The 18,394-nt window shown below is 41.0% G+C and carries 16 protein-coding genes; 1 reads left to right on the top strand and 15 read right to left on the bottom strand.

Annotated elements, in window-relative coordinates; all coding sequences use genetic code 11:
* Positions 1-62 precede the first annotated feature (62 nt).
* Positions 63-3,395 (top strand): DEAD/DEAH box helicase, encoded by a 3,333-nt coding sequence (locus tag LOS79_RS31915; RefSeq protein ID WP_315415050.1) that lies wholly within the window; start codon positions 63-65, stop codon positions 3,393-3,395.
* A gap of 195 nt (positions 3,396-3,590) precedes the next feature.
* Here the strand turns inward: LOS79_RS31915 and LOS79_RS31910 are convergent, their stop codons facing one another.
* From LOS79_RS31910 to LOS79_RS31840, 15 genes are all read right to left on the bottom strand, one after another.
* On the bottom strand, positions 3,591-4,343 hold the full coding sequence (locus LOS79_RS31910) for a LytR/AlgR family response regulator transcription factor (RefSeq protein WP_315422555.1): 753 nt from the start codon (positions 4,341-4,343) through the stop codon (positions 3,591-3,593).
* A gap of 7 nt (positions 4,344-4,350) precedes the next feature.
* Complete coding sequence (locus LOS79_RS31905; RefSeq protein WP_315415049.1) at positions 4,351-5,673, bottom strand: sensor histidine kinase; 1,323 nt, start codon at positions 5,671-5,673, stop codon at positions 4,351-4,353.
* Positions 5,674-5,829: 156 nt separating this feature from the next.
* Positions 5,830-6,009, bottom strand: a complete 180-nt coding sequence (locus LOS79_RS31900) for a thiazolylpeptide-type bacteriocin (RefSeq protein ID WP_315415048.1) — start codon at positions 6,007-6,009, stop codon at positions 5,830-5,832.
* A gap of 170 nt (positions 6,010-6,179) precedes the next feature.
* Positions 6,180-6,362, bottom strand: coding sequence for a thiopeptide-type bacteriocin (locus LOS79_RS31895; protein ID WP_315415047.1), 183 nt, complete (start codon positions 6,360-6,362; stop codon positions 6,180-6,182).
* Positions 6,363-6,408: 46 nt separating this feature from the next.
* Positions 6,409-6,591: a thiazolylpeptide-type bacteriocin gene (locus LOS79_RS31890; RefSeq protein WP_315415045.1), complete on the bottom strand. Its 183-nt coding sequence runs from the start codon at positions 6,589-6,591 to the stop codon at positions 6,409-6,411.
* Positions 6,592-6,627: 36 nt separating this feature from the next.
* The gene (locus LOS79_RS31885) at positions 6,628-7,713 is read right to left on the bottom strand and encodes an amidohydrolase (protein ID WP_315415043.1); all 1,086 of its coding nucleotides are present in this window, start codon (positions 7,711-7,713) and stop codon (positions 6,628-6,630) included.
* Between the two features lie 3 nt (positions 7,714-7,716).
* Positions 7,717-8,325, bottom strand: coding sequence for a hypothetical protein (locus LOS79_RS31880; RefSeq protein ID WP_397386715.1), 609 nt, complete (start codon positions 8,323-8,325; stop codon positions 7,717-7,719).
* 136 nt (positions 8,326-8,461) lie between these two features.
* Positions 8,462-9,289, bottom strand: coding sequence for an ABC transporter ATP-binding protein (locus LOS79_RS31875; RefSeq protein WP_315415040.1), 828 nt, complete (start codon positions 9,287-9,289; stop codon positions 8,462-8,464).
* Positions 9,282-10,085, bottom strand: coding sequence for a hypothetical protein (locus LOS79_RS31870; protein WP_315415038.1), 804 nt, complete (start codon positions 10,083-10,085; stop codon positions 9,282-9,284). The genes LOS79_RS31875 and LOS79_RS31870 overlap by 8 nt, the downstream gene beginning before the upstream one ends.
* A gap of 26 nt (positions 10,086-10,111) precedes the next feature.
* Positions 10,112-10,852, bottom strand: coding sequence for a SagB/ThcOx family dehydrogenase (locus tag LOS79_RS31865; RefSeq protein ID WP_315415037.1), 741 nt, complete (start codon positions 10,850-10,852; stop codon positions 10,112-10,114).
* A gap of 79 nt (positions 10,853-10,931) precedes the next feature.
* The gene (locus LOS79_RS31860; protein WP_315415035.1) at positions 10,932-11,804 is read right to left on the bottom strand and encodes a thiopeptide-type bacteriocin biosynthesis protein; all 873 of its coding nucleotides are present in this window, start codon (positions 11,802-11,804) and stop codon (positions 10,932-10,934) included.
* A gap of 27 nt (positions 11,805-11,831) precedes the next feature.
* Positions 11,832-13,616 carry a YcaO-like family protein gene (locus LOS79_RS31855; RefSeq protein WP_315415034.1) on the bottom strand — a complete coding sequence of 595 codons (1,785 nt, stop codon included), beginning with the start codon at positions 13,614-13,616 and terminating at the stop codon, positions 11,832-11,834.
* Positions 13,609-14,847, bottom strand: a complete 1,239-nt coding sequence (locus LOS79_RS31850) for a hypothetical protein (RefSeq protein ID WP_315415033.1) — start codon at positions 14,845-14,847, stop codon at positions 13,609-13,611. The genes LOS79_RS31855 and LOS79_RS31850 overlap by 8 nt, the downstream gene beginning before the upstream one ends.
* Complete coding sequence (locus tag LOS79_RS31845) at positions 14,820-15,872, bottom strand: hypothetical protein (RefSeq protein WP_315415032.1); 1,053 nt, start codon at positions 15,870-15,872, stop codon at positions 14,820-14,822. Before LOS79_RS31845 ends, LOS79_RS31850 begins: the two co-directional genes overlap by 28 nt.
* The gene (locus tag LOS79_RS31840) at positions 15,866-18,391 is read right to left on the bottom strand and encodes a lantibiotic dehydratase (RefSeq protein ID WP_315415031.1); all 2,526 of its coding nucleotides are present in this window, start codon (positions 18,389-18,391) and stop codon (positions 15,866-15,868) included. The genes LOS79_RS31845 and LOS79_RS31840 overlap by 7 nt, the downstream gene beginning before the upstream one ends.
* Between the last annotated feature and the right edge of the window lie 3 nt (positions 18,392-18,394).

Below are 18,394 nucleotides of genomic sequence, written 5' to 3'. Positions count from 1 at the left end.
TTTTTCTTTTTTGAAGGCGTACGCCTGTTCTGTTATTATGGTACAAAAGGAAGTGATACGCGTTGGGTTTACATGTACCGGAACGGGTGATTAAGCTGCTGTGCGGAAGAGCTGGCTGGGATCAGGGGTTGGCCTATTATCAGGCACAGAGAGTTAACCTTATCTATACCGAGCATGGCGGTGACGGGGAATATTCCAAATACCGCGCTATGGTTCATGGGCTGGAGAGCCATGAGGTAGCGCTGATTATAGATAATGACGGGGATGTGAACGGGGAGTGCAGCTGCCCGGCATATTACCATGGCGGACCCTTCTGCAAGCATATTGCGGCCGCCCTGGTGGCTGTCCTCTATCTTGGCAATCACGGGGAAATTGAACAGCTTGCGGATGCAGAAGGCCGGCAGCAGCAGGATTTCACCGGAGAGACCGGCATCCTGTCCGCCCGCAGTTCCGGAGCTGCCGGAGACGGGCGTACAGAAGGCAGCAGTGACCGGCAGCTGGTGAGCAGCATACTCGGGATGTTCACCGGGGCGCGGCAGCGTCCAAGCGGGGCCGGCATTTACAGCGATGTACGGACACCGCTGCAGGCCGAGTTCATCTGCAAGCCCTTGTCCTGGGGCAGCAGCATGCTGCTTGGTATTGAACTCAGAGTAGGCCAGACCCGTCTCTATAACGTATCCGGAATCAGAGTATTTCTCGATCATGTTCACCGCGGGGAGCCGTATGAATTCTCCAGGCATTTCCGCTATGACCCTGCGCTGCACAGCTTCACCAAGGAAGATAATGACGTAGTGCTGAAGCTGATTGAAGTGATGCTGAATGAACAAATGGTCCGCAGCAGCACTCCCTCCGCCCCGCGTGCGGGTAATGCGGGGAATGAACGGCTGCTGCCGGTTCCCCCCTTCTTCTGGGAGAGCCTCCTGCCCGCCCTCACCGCAGCGCCTGCTGTCCGGTTACAGCAAGGAACGGTGCTCCATGACCAGTTGATCCTCAGCGATGAAGCCCTTCCGCTGAGCTTCCGGTTCGATCAGGCACAAGGGGAAGGTTACCGCCTGGATGTCCAGGGGCTCGGGCAGCTTACCATCCTGGAAGACTATGGGCTGGTCTTGTCCGAAGGCCGCCTGCTGAAGCTTCCGGTGCAGGAATGCGGCCGGCTCACCGGCTTGAGACGAATGCTAAGCGGCTCACAGCAAGACGGAATATCTATTGCCCCGGAGCAGATGGAGCCGTTCCTTGAGGGGGTAGTTCCCGGTCTCAAAAAATTAGGCCAGGTATTCATTGCCGATTCGATTGCGGACCGGATCGTGCAGGCACAGCTTCACGCAAGACTGTACCTCGACCGGGTACGGGACCGGCTGCTGGCCGGACTGGAATTCCAGTATGGCGGGATTGTTATTAACCCGCTCGATGAGAAGGCACATGCGCGGGGCAGCGAGGTTATTCTGATGCGTGACGGAGAGGCTGAGCGGCGGATTCTGGACCTGATGGCGCATGAATCCTTCGCGCGGACAGAAAGCGGCTATATTATGCAGGATGAGGAGGGGGAATTCGATTTCCTCCATCATACCATTCCGCTGCTGGAGCCGCTGCTGCAGGTCTATGCCACCACTGCCGTCAAGGAGAGGGTGCTCACCGGGCAGGTTATGCCCAAGGTCAACCTGAGCTGGAATGAGAAGACCGACTGGCTCGATTTCAAATTTGCCATGGACGGCATCCCGGAGAAGGAGATTGTCCTGGTGCTGAAGTCGCTGCAGGAAAAGCGGAGATATTACCGGCTGCCGGATGGTGCGCTGCTGCCGCTTGAGACAGCGGAATTTCAGGAAATCATCGCCCTGATGAATGAGCTTGGTGTCCATGCCGTGGATATACATGGCTCAGAATTCTCCCTGCCCTTGGTCCGGGGCCTTCAGCTGCAGGGTGATGCCGGCAAAGGCGATGCCATCCGGCTCGGCCGGTCCTTCCGGCGGCTCCTCTCCAATATGTCGAGTCCCGAGAATCTGGACTTCCCTGTACCGGAGAGTCTCGTTCCCGTACTGCGGGACTATCAGCAATACGGCTTCCAGTGGATGAAGACGCTGGCCCATTACCGGTTCGGCGGAATTCTGGCCGATGATATGGGCCTCGGCAAAACACTGCAAAGCATCGCGTTCCTGCTGTCGGAGCTTGCTGACATCCGGCTCAGCGGCATCCCCGCGCTGATTGTGGCTCCGGCATCGCTGCTCTACAACTGGCACAATGAGCTGAAGCGTTTCGCCCCGGAGATCCAAGCGGTTATTGCTGACGGCAACGCTAATGAACGCAGCCGCATTCTGCGGAATCCGGCCGGGAATGACGTGATCATCACTTCGTATCCGCTGCTGCGCAGAGATGCAGAGGATTACGCCAAGCGCTCCTTCCATACGCTTATTCTGGATGAGGCGCAAATGATCAAGAATGCGGCCACACAGACTGCCCAGGCGGCTAAGCTTCTTCAGGCCCGTTACCGCTTCGCCTTGACCGGAACACCGGTCGAGAATGCGCTGGAGGACCTGTGGTCAATCTTCGGTGTAGTGTTCCCGGGACTGTTCCCCGGTAAGAAGGCTTTTCACGACCTGCAGCGGGAGGCGGTTGCCAGGCGCGCCCGTCCTTTCCTCCTGCGGCGCCTGAAGAGCGATGTGCTGAAGGAGCTGCCGGACAAAATCGAAACGCTGCAGGCCTCGGAGCTGCTGCCTGAGCAGAAGAAACTCTACGTTGCTTATCTGGCCAGACTGCGCAAGGAAGCGCTCAAGCATTTGGACAATGACAGCTTCGGCCACGGCCGGATCAAGGTCCTCGCCGGGCTTACCCGGCTGCGCCAGCTATGCTGTCATCCTGCTCTGTTCGTAGACGGGTATTCCGGCGGCTCCGGCAAATTCGAGCAGCTGCTGGAGATTATTGAGGAATGCCGCAGCTCCGGCAAGCGGATGCTGGTCTTCTCGCAGTTCACGCAGATGCTCGGGATGATCGGGCGCGAGCTGGCCCTGCTCGGCATTCCGCACTTCTACCTGGACGGGCAGACGCCTGCCGCCCAGCGTGTCGAGCTTTGCAGCCGCTTCAATGAAGGTGAACGCGACCTGTTCCTGATCTCGCTCAAAGCAGGCGGCACCGGCCTCAATCTGACCGGTGCCGATACGGTCATTCTCTATGACCTGTGGTGGAACCCCGCTGTCGAGCAGCAGGCGGCAGACCGTGCCCACCGGATCGGGCAGAAGCAGGTTGTACAGGTAATCCGTCTCGTGGCGCAGGGAACGGTGGAAGACAAGATGTACGAGCTGCAGCAGAAGAAAAAGAACCTGATTGATGAAGTAGTTCAGCCGGGGCAAGAAGCTTTGTCCAGCCTGAGCGAGCAGGATATCCGCGAGATTCTGGCGATATAAGCTGCGGCAGGCTGTAAGCAGGTAAGAGTAAGCCTAGTTTTGCGCACGGTAATGTGCCGGGAAGGAACAACGTGGAAAGGAAATGGTTCACCTTTGGCTACTGCTTTTAGAGCAAGTACATGCCAAAGGTGAACCAGCAGTGCAAATAGATAATGCTCCAAGCGACCGAAGGATTTGTATGGTCTCAGAGCGTTTTTATATGTAATTGCAAAATATTCTTTCTTCTTCAATTCTTTGAATTAAATCCTTCAACAGTCTCCGAGAAACATAACATTGCTTTTCATCCTTCAATATTATTTTTTTCTCTCTTTTATGAACGGATACTATATTAGCAATATTAACAATATAAGAGCGGTGGCATCTGAAGAATTGATTATTGTGAAGGGAGATGTCACATAATTCCCCATAAAACTCCATCACTTTTGTTTTGGTTACGAGCCTCAATTTATGTGGAATCTCCATACATTCAAAATATAAAATTTCATATAATGGAACTTTAAACTTTGAATAATTATTATCAAAAATAAAATAATCTGGTAAGTTTAATTTACATTTTTCTTGATTAGCTATCAATAAACATTCTTCTATTTGTTTTGCGAAATCAAGCTCAGCTTGTGTTTTATCAATAAAATCCAAAGCGGATACCTTATATGAATAAGTTAGTGGAGCATACTCAGAATGTGTCGTTACAAAAACTATTGATCCGTAAGGATCTCTATCCCTAATTTCTTTGGCAATTTCTAATCCTCTGTAATTCATTTTCTTAATTTGAATGTCCAGAAAATAAATACTGCTGCAGTTCGTATCAATTTCTAATAATAAGTTATCCGCTCTGGAGGTTGTAAATAAGTGGTTGCAAGAGATCCCGTGTTTTTCAAGCAATGTTACCACAATTTTTTCCAGACGCTTTTGCTGAACAATATCATCCTCTAAAATACAAATATTCATCATTTGATTACCCCGTTTTTATTAATATCAAGCTCTGACAAAACCAGCATTGATGGTAGGAAGTTTCCAAGGTAACATATCTGTTTTGGTCAAGCAGCTGCTTGACAGCATATAATCCTAAACCTGAATGATTGTTGAATTTAGAAGAATACCCTTTCTCCCAAATCTTCAATATATCAATATCCTGGCCTGCAGTTGTATTCTTAATAATAACTCGCTGGGCTTCCTTTTCTTCAATAATGGCTATTATTATTTTGGGAGATTGCGTTTCCTTCGCTGCCTCAATAGCATTGTCTAGCAATATGGAGAGAACACGGCAAAAATCTACTATATCCATATGTATCTTTTCGATAAAATCTTCAATTTCTAAATGCAAATCAATTTTAGTCTTTTCGGCAAAAAGTATTTTCGAGGCTAATATACTTTTTAGTTCAGCTACCAGAATATACTTAAGTTTAATAAAACAGAAATGATTGCTTTCCATTAAAGTGCCCGTAGGTCTAATTGTTTTTTCGTAGATTTCTTTTACAAGATCAATATCCCGCATGAGTATTGCTTGCTCAATACTAGTAAGAATGTTGACATAATCATGACGAAAGCTCTTAATTTCATCATGCAGCAGTTCCATTTGCTCAGCATAGGCGACCAGATTCTGGAACTGGGTTTCCTTGAATTTTTGATGCTCAGAATTTTTAGTTTTTATATATTGATTATTAATAAACAACATTATTCCCATTACTGCACACGTATATAAAACTATAGTGAGTATTCTTTCAGGCTGGGTTTCTCCTTCAATCTGTTCAAAGTAAAAGATAACGTGCAATAAAATTAACAATGTAGTAACCATGCTAATACTGACGATAAGAATTTTCTTTTGCTCAAGATACAAAGCTCTATGAATTCTTCTAAATAATTTAGTATTCGATATTATCAACATACGTTTTATAGACCAAACTACTATAATGGGTGCAAAAGAACACAAGGCTTGTAAGTAAAAATCATTATCTGAGAACCATTGGTCAACTAGAGCATTCATTAAATCAAAAGCATAGTTAATTAATAGATAATTCAATAAAGAATTTAATAAAATAGCACATACTGAAAAAAAGAGCGGTAACAAATATTTTCTCCATTTAAATTTATAAAAACTAAACAACACTACAAGTATTATTTCTATAAATGAATAGTTCAAATTTTCTTTTAAAATTATTGATAGCAACAAGAATACAAGTTGGCAAAGCATTATTTCAAAAAAACCATTTTTTTTATTTGAAACTAACAAAAAGATGAATAAAGTAGAAAATAATTGAATACATTGGATTATAATCATACTCCAACAAAAGACTCCTCACTGATGTAAAATATAAAAAATAAGGTAATTTATCCCTTTATTATATCAAAAACAAATTGCTAATTCCATCCAAAAAAAAGAACGAGAGAATTCTCTCGTTCTTTAAAAAGGAGTTAGCTATATTGTTAATCTTTATCAGCCGCAACTCGAGGAACAAGTCGAAGATGAAGAAGATCCGCAGGTGGAACAGCTGAAATTACTCCCCCCGGATGCCGCAATGCTTGGAACATTTTGCACATTATCAAGCTCAATGGTTTCAACTTCGATATCACGGAATAAATCCGTCAGCGTTTCTTTATTGAATTCTTTATCCATTAATAATACTTCCTCTCAATGTTTTTATCCTATTTACAGTTCTGATTATTATGTGTAAGCTGCTTTACTATGCTACAATAAATAAGCTCATGGTGAATTTTTAGAAATGGCAGGTGCAGCCCCCATATTATTTAAATTCACCCTGTGCTTTTTTCTCCATCCCGCACAACTTAACCACAGCTTGAGGAACAGGTGGAAGACGAAGATGACCCGCAGGTGGAGCAGCTAAAATTACTGCCTCCCGATGCTGCGATGCTTGGTACATTCTGTACATTATCCAGTTCAATAGTCTCTACTACGATATCCTTAAATAAATCCTTCACAGCATCTTTTCCCTTAAGTTCATTATTCATTATTATTCCATCCTCTCAAATTAAATTATTTGGTATGCTTCTTAATTTATCCGCAGCTGGAAGAACAGGTTGAAGAAGATGATGAGCCACAGGTAGAGCAACTGAAATTACTGCCTCCTGATGCTGCGATGCTTGGTACATTCTGTACGTTATCCAATTCAATAGTCTCTACTTCAATATCGCGGAACAAATTTTCTGTAATGCTTTCGCTTTGTTTGGTCGGTTGCATAAATATTTCACCTCCTTTACTTAATATACTTCTCACCTAGAATGTCGAATTGAACAGCTCTACTATAACTCCTTCGCCGTGTGCCAGGCAGCTTTCATCCAAATCAAATGACGCGGTATGGCATTGATGTTCAGGTCCGAGATAGCAGCCTATAAAAAAATATGCAGTTTCCTTAATCCTATTTCGATAAAATGCAAAATCATCACTTGAATAGCTTCTTGGGGCTTCCACCAGATTACCGCCGCATTTTCCGATAATCTCTGTTGCCTTTCTGGTAGCTGATTCTGTATTTATTAGTATCGGGTAATATGAAATTTCCTTGAAAGTCGCATTGTTTAATGCTGCTTTGTCAGAAATTCTTTTAACTAATTTAATAATTTCACTCTTCCAATCCTTTTCCAGAAAGCTTCGAATATTAATGCAAAGCGTTATTTCACTAGCGTTCACGTTATAATAGCCATTATCCCGGATATGCGGGATCTTCATCAGCTGAGTATCATTATTGAACTGATTAGCAGCCTCGTAGAGCAAGTTGAATATTTCCAGACGATCTGCCCCTTGCCCGACATGGCTGCATGCCAGATTCAACTGAACCTCAGCTGTGTAGCTGGAAGCCATCATCTCGCCTGCTGCGATTGAAAAGGAGCCCGCCTTCATATCAGGAGTGATGTGCATCCCAAACAAATAATCAATGGATAAGTTCGATATTTTTTCCATCAGATATTTAGCCCCGCCAAAGACCTCCTCTCCCGCCTGAAAAATACAGACAAGCTCATTCTCCAGTTCAGCATCATTTATTTTCTCCATCGCACTTAGCAGCATGGCCATATGGGCATCATGACCACAGCTGTGGCAATATCCTGGATTCAAGCTGGCATAATCCGTTTTCTTCTCATCCTTAACCGGCAGCCCGTCCATTTCTGCACGGAAAGCAACCGTCTTTTTAGGTTTGTCTTTACATCTTTTCACAAATACCAATCCACATTGTCCATCATAGAATGGCTCGAATAAACCCGCCCGTTCTGTAACAAAGGCTTTTATGATGGCCCGGGTCTCCAGCTCATGAAAAGCGATTTCCGGATGTTTGTGCAAACTCCTTCTTAATCCAACGAGCTCCTCCATTAATCATATCCCTCGCTTGATATTTCCTCTTTTGTAGATACTCAGTATGATAAGTACCGCCATTAGCATGAATATAATATGACTTAACAGGATCAGAAGCTCTTTAGAAAAAGACAAGTGCTGGTACACTTTTAGGATTACATTCGTCGCATAGTAACCAGGGAGCAGCATTTGAACCTTTGTAATAGCTTCGGGCATTTGCGGAATCAGCTTGTTCGTAATATTGGCCAGAATTAATATAAAGTACAACGGCATGGAAATAGACTGTAAAGTGACCACATCGAAGATGAACCCTAGCATAATACCGACAAATATAAAGTAAAGGCTTAAAATTAGTATTATTCCGCTCTGCCTGAACATGATGGCATTAATATGCAGCCCGCAAATGCCCACCCCAATCATTGCAAGCACCGCTATAATGAGCGCATTTAGCACAAACTGGACTATGGAAGCAGTGCATATATATTTAGCAATCGAAAAAGGTGTTGTTTTAATTGCAGTCAGCATATACTCTTTTTCGCGGGTAATTCTTGTACTTAATGTGATTACACCGTTGCCCAGTGTTCCGTATAAGGAACATGTGATAAATAAGATTAAGCTTTTATCATCCATTGTGCTTGATACACTGGGACCTAAATAATACAATCCTAAGTAAAATACTGCCGGGAATAAAATAGTGAACGTAAGAAATCTCTTATTTCGGATTATTTTCAAAAATTCTAATGATATCAGTGTGCCCAATTCGATCTCACCTTTTATATATGACTTGGTAGAAATCTTTCAATGAAGCTTTTCGTTTATTGACAACTATTTCTCTGTTGATTGTCCATTCAGCTAATCTCTCCGGGTAACAAGTAGTTAATTTATTATGCTCAACGAATCCGCCGGTGACTTGCTGAATCTCCTTCAATAGAGCTTCATCTCCGGCAATCTCATATATCTCCAAATTATCAATGTCACTTTTGGACAAATCCTTTTCTATCCTTCCATCCTTCAGGAACAGAAATCTGTCACAATACTCATTTAATTCATCAAAATGGTGCAGGGTAATGATTGTGGTTAGTCCTGATTTTTTCATTTCATTGATTTTATCCCAGAACTGAATACATCCTTCCAGATCCATTCCAACTGTAGGCTCATCAAGCAGTAGCAGTCTTGGATGATTTATTATTGCTTTAATAAATGTCAATTTTCTTTTTTGTCCACCTGATAACTGTTTTGTGAAGACGTTCCTGCTGGCGGACAATTCCAGTTCATTTAATAACCGGTCTATTGCTTCATTGTTTTTCTTCCCAAAATAGGCCTGTTGTGTCTGAAGAATCTCGTGTGTTTTCAGATTATCCGGGAACAAATCCTTTTGCGGCATAAAACCAATATCCCTGATTAAATCAAATCCCCTTAAAACTTCGCCCTTCTCAGGATGCAAAAAATCTAATAAAATTTCTAAAAAAACCGTCTTCCCAGCTCCATTTGGCCCCAGCAGCGCCACACACTCTCCACGTTCCACACAAACATTAAATTCATTCAGCACTGCCTTGTTATTAAAGGACTTTGCCACGTCTCTGAATTCAAACATACTCTCCCACCTTTAGGCTGTAGTCCTGCGGAATAAGTCTTGATAAACAGACAGAATCCCCCTCAATAAATAGGCGCCGCTCAAGCAAACATGACTCATACGTTAAATAATCTGTGCTGATGTCCACACACGCTTTAAGATATTCTTCAGCAAAGTATTGATTAACAGGTTCTATAGACTGCATACTTTTGATTTGAATTCTGGATCTTTGCTCCGGGAGAATATATGAAAACGATAGCAGGTTATTGCTGGTTAGCTCATACACAGGTCCAATGGAAAGCATCCTCGCCCCATCCATCTGTACGAAGCAGACCGTCCTGTTTCTGCCTGACAGCCTGATTTCCTCCAATAATGAAGTCAATTCCTGGATGGTTTGATAGAATATCAATAGATGTTCTTCGTCAGCCTCTTTATTCCCCCGGTTCCATGAGAAAAGTGGATTTAACTCTTCACATAACCCGTTTACAGGCACAAATCTGGCTTTCTTAAAAAAATTCAAAGTCAAGGCAGAGGTATACGCTCTGTTGTAAATGGAGGTTGAGTCATCAAATATCGCCTTAATCTTGTGAAGGATTTCACTTTTTTCTTTACTAATTAGAATCAATTGCTTTCTTAATTGGTGCAAGGTATGGCCGGATTCCACAGCAGCCTCATCCTGTTCATGTATTAAGGCGAGAACTGCAGTTTGATCCGCAACCTTCCTGAATGTAGCTGCAGTAAAACTCTCATCATAGACACTGCATAACTCAATCGAGGTATTCTGGTCTTCCTTCGTTATATAGAACGGATTCAACATAGTACAATGCTCACTTCCTTGGCATTTTATCCGAAGATAATAGAGTAGTGACAAAACTTGTACGGATCATTAGCAAGCCCCAAGTAATGCTCGACCTTATCACGGAAGTAACCGCAGATCGGCAGACTGTTCTTCTTCAGCAAAGTTGAGATTAGCAGCAAGTTTTGCGCCATATGACCACATTCTAGCAGACAGAGCTTATTAGAGAGCTTTCCATATTTATTGAATGCATAATAATAATCTGCGATGAAGAATAGGGAGAACGCACTTTGTAAAACATCACAATTATCTTGGTCGAGTTTGTATTTACTCATCGGGAACAGTTTTTCATAGTCCGAATCCTTAATTTCTTTATGGATTCTATACAATTTTTTCTCAGTCACAGCATAATAATAAAACCCCGGCTGCACTGACTGCAGTTTGTTAATATAAAGAAATACATGAATAGGGTAGAGCGAGCCTCCTGATGGATACATCCTGAATTCTATCTTTTCTTTTTTATTTTCTTTCATTACCAGGCGGGATTCTCCTCGTAATCCAAGTCCTTCCTCAAGCAGCACACTCAATTCTTCAAGAGTCCATGGTTTATTCAGATGATTTAATCGCGACGACTTCCTGGCCCGGATAATATCAAATAAATCACCTTCCTCAGGACACTTGTACTGCAATTCATACACATCGTCATAGGCTGCCGGTGTATAGATGCTTGGCGGCAGCAGATAATCATCATTAGGCTTATAATTAATGAACCATCCGGCCGCTCTCATCTCCTGATCATTGATTTGATTGAATAACTCAGAGTAGTTGAAAAAATCGATTTGAGAAATGTTAGATGGATTGTCCAGCTCAAACCCCTCCGATTAAGGTTGAATAGAGTTCATTTTCATAAAGCGGCTCTACTCCCAGCCGATTATTAAACATATGCATATGAGAAAATATAATCTTTCTGAAAGCTGTATCGTCATTTATAACACAATATAGTGTTGAAATTCCGGCTGCTATTTGCTGAAACAGCGCTGCGCATTCAACAAATAAAACCTGTTCAAGTCTGATTTGAATATCTTTATTACTTTTCTCATAGTTTAGCTTCAACATTTTCCGGACAGAATCCGGTAGCTCCCCAGATGAATTCCTCCAGAATTGAGTACAGTTGTTCAGGAAATCTATTGCGGGTATATTCAAATACTGGTGATTATCTAGATAAGACAGTAATTCATTCATAAAATTCAGGGCAGTCAGCCATCTTATTATGAAGCTGCTTGATTTTAATTTACTGATAATTTCAGCAGCCAGAAGACTTGAGTACATAAATAAAGTTTCGGACATGCCGATTGCTTCATTTCCGCCATACCGCTCATATTCAGGCTTGTATAGAATGTTCACTATTTCACCTTCAGGATACCAGGGAAGCTGCTCCAGCTGCCGGGTATCACCTTCACTGTTTAGATTTATTGATTCATAGTAAGCTTGTTTGCTTATCCTAATTCCGGATTTATTGGCTTGTACAAAATCATTGATCGCCTCAATTATTTCAGAATGCTCAAATTCAGACAGATACCTTAATCTTATATGAGGCCCTCCCTCCCAGTACCTAATATAAAACCATTTGCTAATGGTATTATTTAAGGCTGCTTGTTCCATCTGATTACATATATACAATATTAAAGAATCCTGTTTTAGTTGATCGTAGTAGTAGATATGATAGGAATGCCAGATCATGTCTATCCCTTCTTTCAATAGAGCATATTATGGAAAGGGGTGGGGCTCTTTGTGAGTTGCATATATCGTTCTCTTATACTGTTGTCCGAACGTCATTGGCAACATTCCCGGAACAATAATCTTCACACAAAATAATTCTTCATTCCTTAAGAAATCAGGAGTGATATCTAAATAAAGAACATCTTCAAAACAAGACAGCAACTTTGCAAGAACTATTCTTAAATATTCCTCGGTACCCTTGGAGGAGGGCTCCCCGGCATTTTTATATACATCTCTGATGTCTTTCGCGGATTCTCCGTTATCAGCAAATTGTAAGTATTTCGAATTTCGGGATGAAGAGTAATACAATACATGATCTTGAAATTCTGTTACACGCTCTGCTGATTGAATAACATATTTGGCCCTGTCCATAATCTTGGAATCGTGCCTCAACAGGTACTCATAAATAGGATAAGAAGTACAAACCTCCAGCAGGGCCGATTCCGCGGCTTTGACCGGTGAGAGATTAGTGCCTGCTGCGTTATATGCCGCCATTACTGCATTTTGGTCTTTAGACCGGACTAACGCCCATATGCTTGGGATACCTAGATCTGCTGAAATATCATACAGTTTTATCTCTTTGTTATCGCGTTTTAGAAGTACATTTAAGTTATTGATTTCCTTAATTCCAGCAGACTCCAGAGCTATTTCTGTACACTTAGCCCTGCTATACCAAGTGGAAAGAAAATTATGTCTTTCAATGACTTCATATAAACCATAGAGGATGGCTTCTTTAATACTTCCCCCTACTGCAGCGCCATTTGAGGTTTCATACAAGAAATAATTTTCCTTTTCTTTCTTTTCTTTTGAACCAAAAAAAACCGCCTGTTCAGGTATAAACACTTCCTTTCCATTCTTTAAAGAAGTCGCCCTGATCCAGTTGAATTTGAGATTATCGTCATAACGCTTTAATTTGAAGTTTGGATTGGAATACTCTTCCTCTGAATGCAAAATCAACTTCCGGGGATCTAAGGCTTGATCCTTGATCTGCCTATAAGTAGAGCATACCGTTTCCGCATCCGTCTTATTGAACATGCCTGCATATCTTTCAAAAGCTTCTACTGTACTTAAGGTCTTGGCTATCGCCCGGCTATAACCACGTCCATAACCTGATTCTGTATAATTACTTGATACCTTCAGCTGTGTTCCGAATGCAGGAATATGCTTAGACATCAGATCCAAATAGCGGTGGATAAATACGCCTCCTGAGTTGGCAGTGTACGTATCGTATAAATGGTCATAGTAGCCAATTTTATGCACTCTCTGATCATCGTTATGATTTTGTTTGAGATCAGCTGCAGCTTTAGGTTTCTTATCGATTAATTTATATCGGAGAAACTCATTATGCTTCCAGCTCAATACAAATAAGGAGTCTGAATATTCGTGCAGCAGCTCTTCCTTCTGATCAAAAGCTTTTATAAAGTTCACAAGAAATGAATCACTTGCCTCATCTGCCCGGAACGGGATTTTTTTACCGAAAAGAATCACCGGAAGATTCTTCAATCCTTGATTCCTCATTTCAATAATAGCTGCACTTAGCTTGCCGGGGTCATGCTGACTATTGAATGGGCCCATCATTAAAAGATTTTCAAAGTAGAAAATTGACATCACTCTATTTGTTGTTTCTTCCAGGTAATCTCCAAGAACATCTGTTACATAGAGTACTGTAGATGCCTCAAAGCAATCCGCTATGCGGTAAGGAATCTGTTCCTGGCTCAAAAGAGTTTTCATGTGCATAAAGGCTGCCGAATCATTCCTGATTAAGTTAATCATCAAAATCACCGATCCCTGCTATATATACATCAATATCCGCTAACTGAGGCAGCTTAGCTATCCTCAACATGAAATGATCAGAAATAAAACGATTAAACTCCTCAAACTTAAATTCCAAAGCCGGATGATTTCTTTGCTCATCAGAACTTCCGGCTACAGCCTCAGAAGAAGAAGAGATCTCCGCGAAATTATTCTGTATATATTTCACAATCAATTCTTTATCTGCCTGTTCTACAAGCTCCGTTAAGTGAGTCCCATAATAACAACAGGATGAGCCTTTATTATCAAGATGCGCCTTGACACAAATAGCATTGAATTTGGTATCCCTTGTTAATTCGTAAGTGACTTGACTATGATCGATCCCGTTAAAAGAAAACAGTTCTGCAACGGCTTGCTCATGAATGGAATCCGAATAACTCAGCTGATAAGTCTCAAGCGCAAAGAGCTGTTGTTCAAAGCAGTGCCGCACAAGCCTCTTTAACATATGATCGTAAGAGGTGAATACGATATAATTGCTGCCGTATATTTTTTTAATAAAATACTGGAAATTATTGATCATCGTATCAAAAAAAGAGGTTTGTACATCCTCACTAATGCTGTAGGTTTGATCTAAACTCTCAGATACCCGGTACGGAACCTCAATAATAGTCGTATCCTTCACCGTGATATCAAAAATGAGCCTGCCGTTTAGCGTTAACAGTGTATCGATTGATTGAAGTAAATCCCTGTCCCGGCCAGCCGGATACATGTCAGTAAAGCTCTTCACTTCAAAATCCAATACAGCCATGAGCAACTTTTCACTAATTAACGATCCATCAGCTTCGCCCTCGAACAAATAGGCTAACTCAGAATTCTTCTGCACATGGCTATAAAATATTTCTCTGTATATATCATTAACATCTGTATAATTACCGCTTGCTGTTTTCACAAGATTTATTTCATTTTTCACTCTATCATTTGAATACCAGTCTTCCCTGATATATAAAATAGTATTAGAATTTAAGGCTACATCCTTCCACGTCACCTCAGAGCTTATAAATTCAGGACGATCTGGTATAAGCTTTGCTATAGTTTCGCTGTTCAAGAATATAACTTCCTCTGGCGCTTCAAATTGTGCAAGAAGATGCTCTTTGTTCGAAGAAGGTAATTTCAGCTCCTTCAATCCGCCGTTGTGAAATAGAAATAGGTTCTGAGCGTCCGCAATTAGATATCCCGATTCGTTTTGAGCCACCCGTCATAAACATCCTTCCATGAAATTTTATAGTAAGCTTCAACAGCCTCGGCAGTCAGTCCAGTAATCTTCTGCTTCCTAAGATTGCTCATATTTAATTCCGGGAATAGAGAATATATTTCTCCCAGAATTAACCGGTACAAAGTAAAATTCTTTTCTTCATAATTTTCCAGGAATTCATTATTCTTATAAAATAATTGATGAAAACTGCTGGAATGCTCATGCCGCTCAAAAAAGGTAGCTGCCGAATAAAGAGCCTGTGTATTAACTCCTCCGTTGTTATATGAATCTCTTAGGAGCTCCCGCAGCTTCTCAAGATATTTTTCTGCTTCCTTTTCAACCGGGCATTTTTTCTCAAAAAAATCTGCTACTCCATTTTGAATAAAGTAAAGATCTTGTTCATTCCGGAATGAAATATAGTGTTTCCACTCCTTGCGTTTATCCTCATGGCCGATATCTTTTAACTGCTCAACAAAGTATTCATAATTCGAACGCATAGCCAAATAGCCTGATTTGAGTCCATCGGGGCTATACGAACCCAGCAGCATAAATAAATATGCCATTATATAGTTTTGCTGATTTTCATCAATATTCGACCAATATGCATATATGCCGGTGAGGAATTCTGTTTGAATTTTTTCAATAGCTGCTTGAGTTTGTATGCTATAAACCTTTTTTCTCGGACTAAAATTAAGATCGCCAGATATAAGCAAGCTGCCGTCCTGGAGTAACGGGAGCATAACCTCCCCATTCTCTTCCATTCTTGCTACTGCTTTAATCAGCCGCTCGGCTTTCTCATAGTCTACCGCTCCGGGAGCTGTATACAAGATATACTGCTCTTTAATGAAATCAATGAAGGGTTCATTTTCCTCTTCAATCCGGATTGAAATATGGAAACCTTGAGCATAACCCTTTTTCAATGAAACTCCCGGGCATTCATGTATAGACAGATAATTAAAAATTTCTTTCAAAAAGGTGTTCAGTCTAATATTGTCATATAAAAAGCATTTAATTGTTGTCAGCATAGAACAATATCATCCTTTATAGTGTTCTCAATAATGTATTCCGAGATATAATCACCTTCGGCAACCGGATGTTCCTCTTCTATTAATATATAGGCTGTATTGTTGATAATACTTTTCAGAAGCCTAAAAAGAGATACCGATGACATATTAATAAATTGCGGTTTGGCATCTGTCACCTTGCTGGTTTCCTGCAACAGATCCATCAAGAAATTCCGGACATAAAAACGGCCGCCTATCCCTTGTTTTTCCAGAAAGTCATTAAGTTTTTCCCAAATATGAAAATCATCATGTTCATCCTCAATTTTTATTACACTGGTTTTTATCAGCCACTTTTTCCTTGAAATTGTACACTCCCCAACGTCACCAATACTGATTCTTGGAATAATCACAATATCATTCAATTTCTTCTCCGCTATCTTCATTCTAAGGGCGATTTCACCAAAATCAGAATAGATGGTCCCGTGAGATGACATAAGATCAAAGACATTTTGAATAGGCGGACAAAAGGCAGATATGAGCGTTCCCAAGAAGAGCGGTCTTATCTGCTCATCAGTCTTTTTATCCCGGTATTCAAGAAGTCCATTCTGCTTATTGAAATACATATAAACATCGTTCCAATCTGCACAATGCATTTGACCGTTGTCATAGGGTAAGATGAAATTTCTGGAGACAATCGGATCACGAATATTTGCGTTGAATCCGTATGAATATTGAAGATCCATTATATTTTTGGAATCAAAGAATTCTGAGATATACGTTCTGAAATCCGGGTTTACCTGCCCGTACTTCATGAATCTGGCCATAAAGTTACTGTATCCCCTGTAGATATGGTTAAGTATTATAATTTGGAACTCTTGGCTGTGCTGATAAAAAAACGAGTGTGAAATCAGATCCAGCTTCGTTATCTCACGGATTGGACCGGTAAAATGCTTGAGTTCATTTAATGTGAAAATAATTTCAGCATACGGTTCCCTATCTTCGATAGATTTCATAAAGCTTTTGGCTGCTTGATTATATTGGTTTAATACCGGCTCCTCGTAAATCTTGTTCCAAGGATAGATCCCGTTGAAAATATTAGCTTCCTCTGTCTGCTGTATAGATTCGCCAATAAATCTTAGAACCTCTGAGAGCTCCTTATTATTTCCCGGTATATAGGTTTCTCCGAACTTTTCATTAAATTTCCGGCTTACCACATACCGGCTTCTCTGGGTAGGATCAAAAGCTAATGTTAAATATTGATACTCCTCCAACAGCGGTTTTAGGTCTGCAATATGATTGCTGTCCGTTTGTTGATCATGCTTTATATAATCTATGTACAGCATATTTTTACGATTTACTTTATCCACCTGATATAAATCTGATAATTCTTCTATAATCAAGTAGATTTCTTTGGCTGTGGCAAACTCCATGATTACTTCCGTTGGGGAACATAATTCATGTAATCTCTCGAATTTACCGATAATATCCATTCTGTAATTTACTTGATACAGAAACTGAATCAGGTTTTCCAATAAATCTTTGTCTGTCTCCATAAAGTAATCCACTCTTAAAATAAATCCGCTTTTCATCAATTTTATCAGGATATTATTTCTTTGCTTCTCATCGGAAATGCTCTCCCGGAAAAGCTTATGGAAATCTGAATAAGAAAATTGCCGGCTTCTCAGTTCTTTAAAAATGTAATCGATAAGAGCATTCCTTTTAATTGAACCTAACTGCTGTGCATTATTATACAGATTTAATTGTGCCTGCTTGCTGCTTGTTGTAGTTGTAACATAATAGAAATCCCCGGATTCAATGAACGTATCGTTTATAACATATTCAAAAGAGGGCAATATAGATTCTTCAAGACAAATGGAATTTATAAGATTAAAAAGAACGGCATAATTTAACTTAGTGTACAATTTATTAACCGACTTTTTTTCTGTACCATCAAAAACGCCGGTAATTGTCAGGTTGGCTAAGGGACTTGTTTTCAATGACGCCCTAGTTAGAAATTTCAGCAGGAAATTATCCAGTTTACGCAGATTTCTATTATGTTCTTCAGTATTTGTATCTAGATAATTATTTAATTTGTTATATACTTCTTCCCCGATAGTAATACCCACTGCGTTCTGAAGCTCTCTGTTCTTAAAAACCTGTTGCAGACTTTTTCGCTCATTCTTAAAAGCTTGAATGAATTCTTCTTCGAGTCTTTGCTGAGCGGACTTGTATTTTTCAAAAATATCAATATAACAATCAAGCGCATGCTTTAATTCAGCAGTCTCTACTATCGATAAATCGGGAAATTCACCTTTAATGATTTTTCTTTTAAGTTTAAGCAGTTTTTTTCGTGCATATTCGTCGGCCGTGTATATTTCTTGCTCCATTAGCTTTATGACGTTATCCTGGGTTTCTTTAAACCGGTCGCCTACTTCATTCTTTCTCTTCAGCAGTACAAGCAGATTGTCTTCCATTAGAAAATGCATTGAACTAATTGAGAAACTAGTATCTCTACGGATAAACACTGGTGAAATAGTCATTTT

This window comes from Paenibacillus sp. MMS20-IR301 (genome assembly GCF_032302195.1).
Taxonomy (GTDB): Bacteria; Bacillota; Bacilli; order Paenibacillales; family Paenibacillaceae; genus Paenibacillus_AQ.
This window is presented reverse-complemented; position numbering and strand designations above follow the sequence as displayed.

What these genes read in the sequence shown, in the direction of transcription:
- LOS79_RS31895 (WP_315415047.1), bottom strand. Translation starts at nt 6,362, where the DNA reads ATGAATAATGAACTTAAGGGAAAAGATGCTGTGAAGGATTTATTTAAG.
- LOS79_RS31875 (WP_315415040.1), bottom strand. Translation starts at nt 9,289, where the DNA reads ATGTTTGAATTCAGAGACGTGGCAAAGTCCTTTAATAACAAGGCAGTG.
- LOS79_RS31880 (WP_397386715.1), bottom strand. Translation starts at nt 8,325, where the DNA reads ATGGATGATAAAAGCTTAATCTTATTTATCACATGTTCCTTATACGGA.
- LOS79_RS31905 (WP_315415049.1), bottom strand. Translation starts at nt 5,673, where the DNA reads ATGATTATAATCCAATGTATTCAATTATTTTCTACTTTATTCATCTTT.
- LOS79_RS31840 (WP_315415031.1), bottom strand. Translation starts at nt 18,391, where the DNA reads ATGACTATTTCACCAGTGTTTATCCGTAGAGATACTAGTTTCTCAATT.
- LOS79_RS31855 (WP_315415034.1), bottom strand. Translation starts at nt 13,616, where the DNA reads ATGATTAACTTAATCAGGAATGATTCGGCAGCCTTTATGCACATGAAA.
- LOS79_RS31900 (WP_315415048.1), bottom strand. Translation starts at nt 6,009, where the DNA reads ATGGATAAAGAATTCAATAAAGAAACGCTGACGGATTTATTCCGTGAT.
- LOS79_RS31885 (WP_315415043.1), bottom strand. Translation starts at nt 7,713, where the DNA reads ATGGAGGAGCTCGTTGGATTAAGAAGGAGTTTGCACAAACATCCGGAA.
- LOS79_RS31890 (WP_315415045.1), bottom strand. Translation starts at nt 6,591, where the DNA reads ATGCAACCGACCAAACAAAGCGAAAGCATTACAGAAAATTTGTTCCGC.
- LOS79_RS31910 (WP_315422555.1), bottom strand. Translation starts at nt 4,343, where the DNA reads ATGAATATTTGTATTTTAGAGGATGATATTGTTCAGCAAAAGCGTCTG.
- LOS79_RS31845 (WP_315415032.1), bottom strand. Translation starts at nt 15,872, where the DNA reads ATGCTGACAACAATTAAATGCTTTTTATATGACAATATTAGACTGAAC.
- LOS79_RS31865 (WP_315415037.1), bottom strand. Translation starts at nt 10,852, where the DNA reads ATGAGAGCGGCCGGATGGTTCATTAATTATAAGCCTAATGATGATTAT.
- LOS79_RS31860 (WP_315415035.1), bottom strand. Translation starts at nt 11,804, where the DNA reads ATGATCTGGCATTCCTATCATATCTACTACTACGATCAACTAAAACAG.
- LOS79_RS31870 (WP_315415038.1), bottom strand. Translation starts at nt 10,085, where the DNA reads ATGTTGAATCCGTTCTATATAACGAAGGAAGACCAGAATACCTCGATT.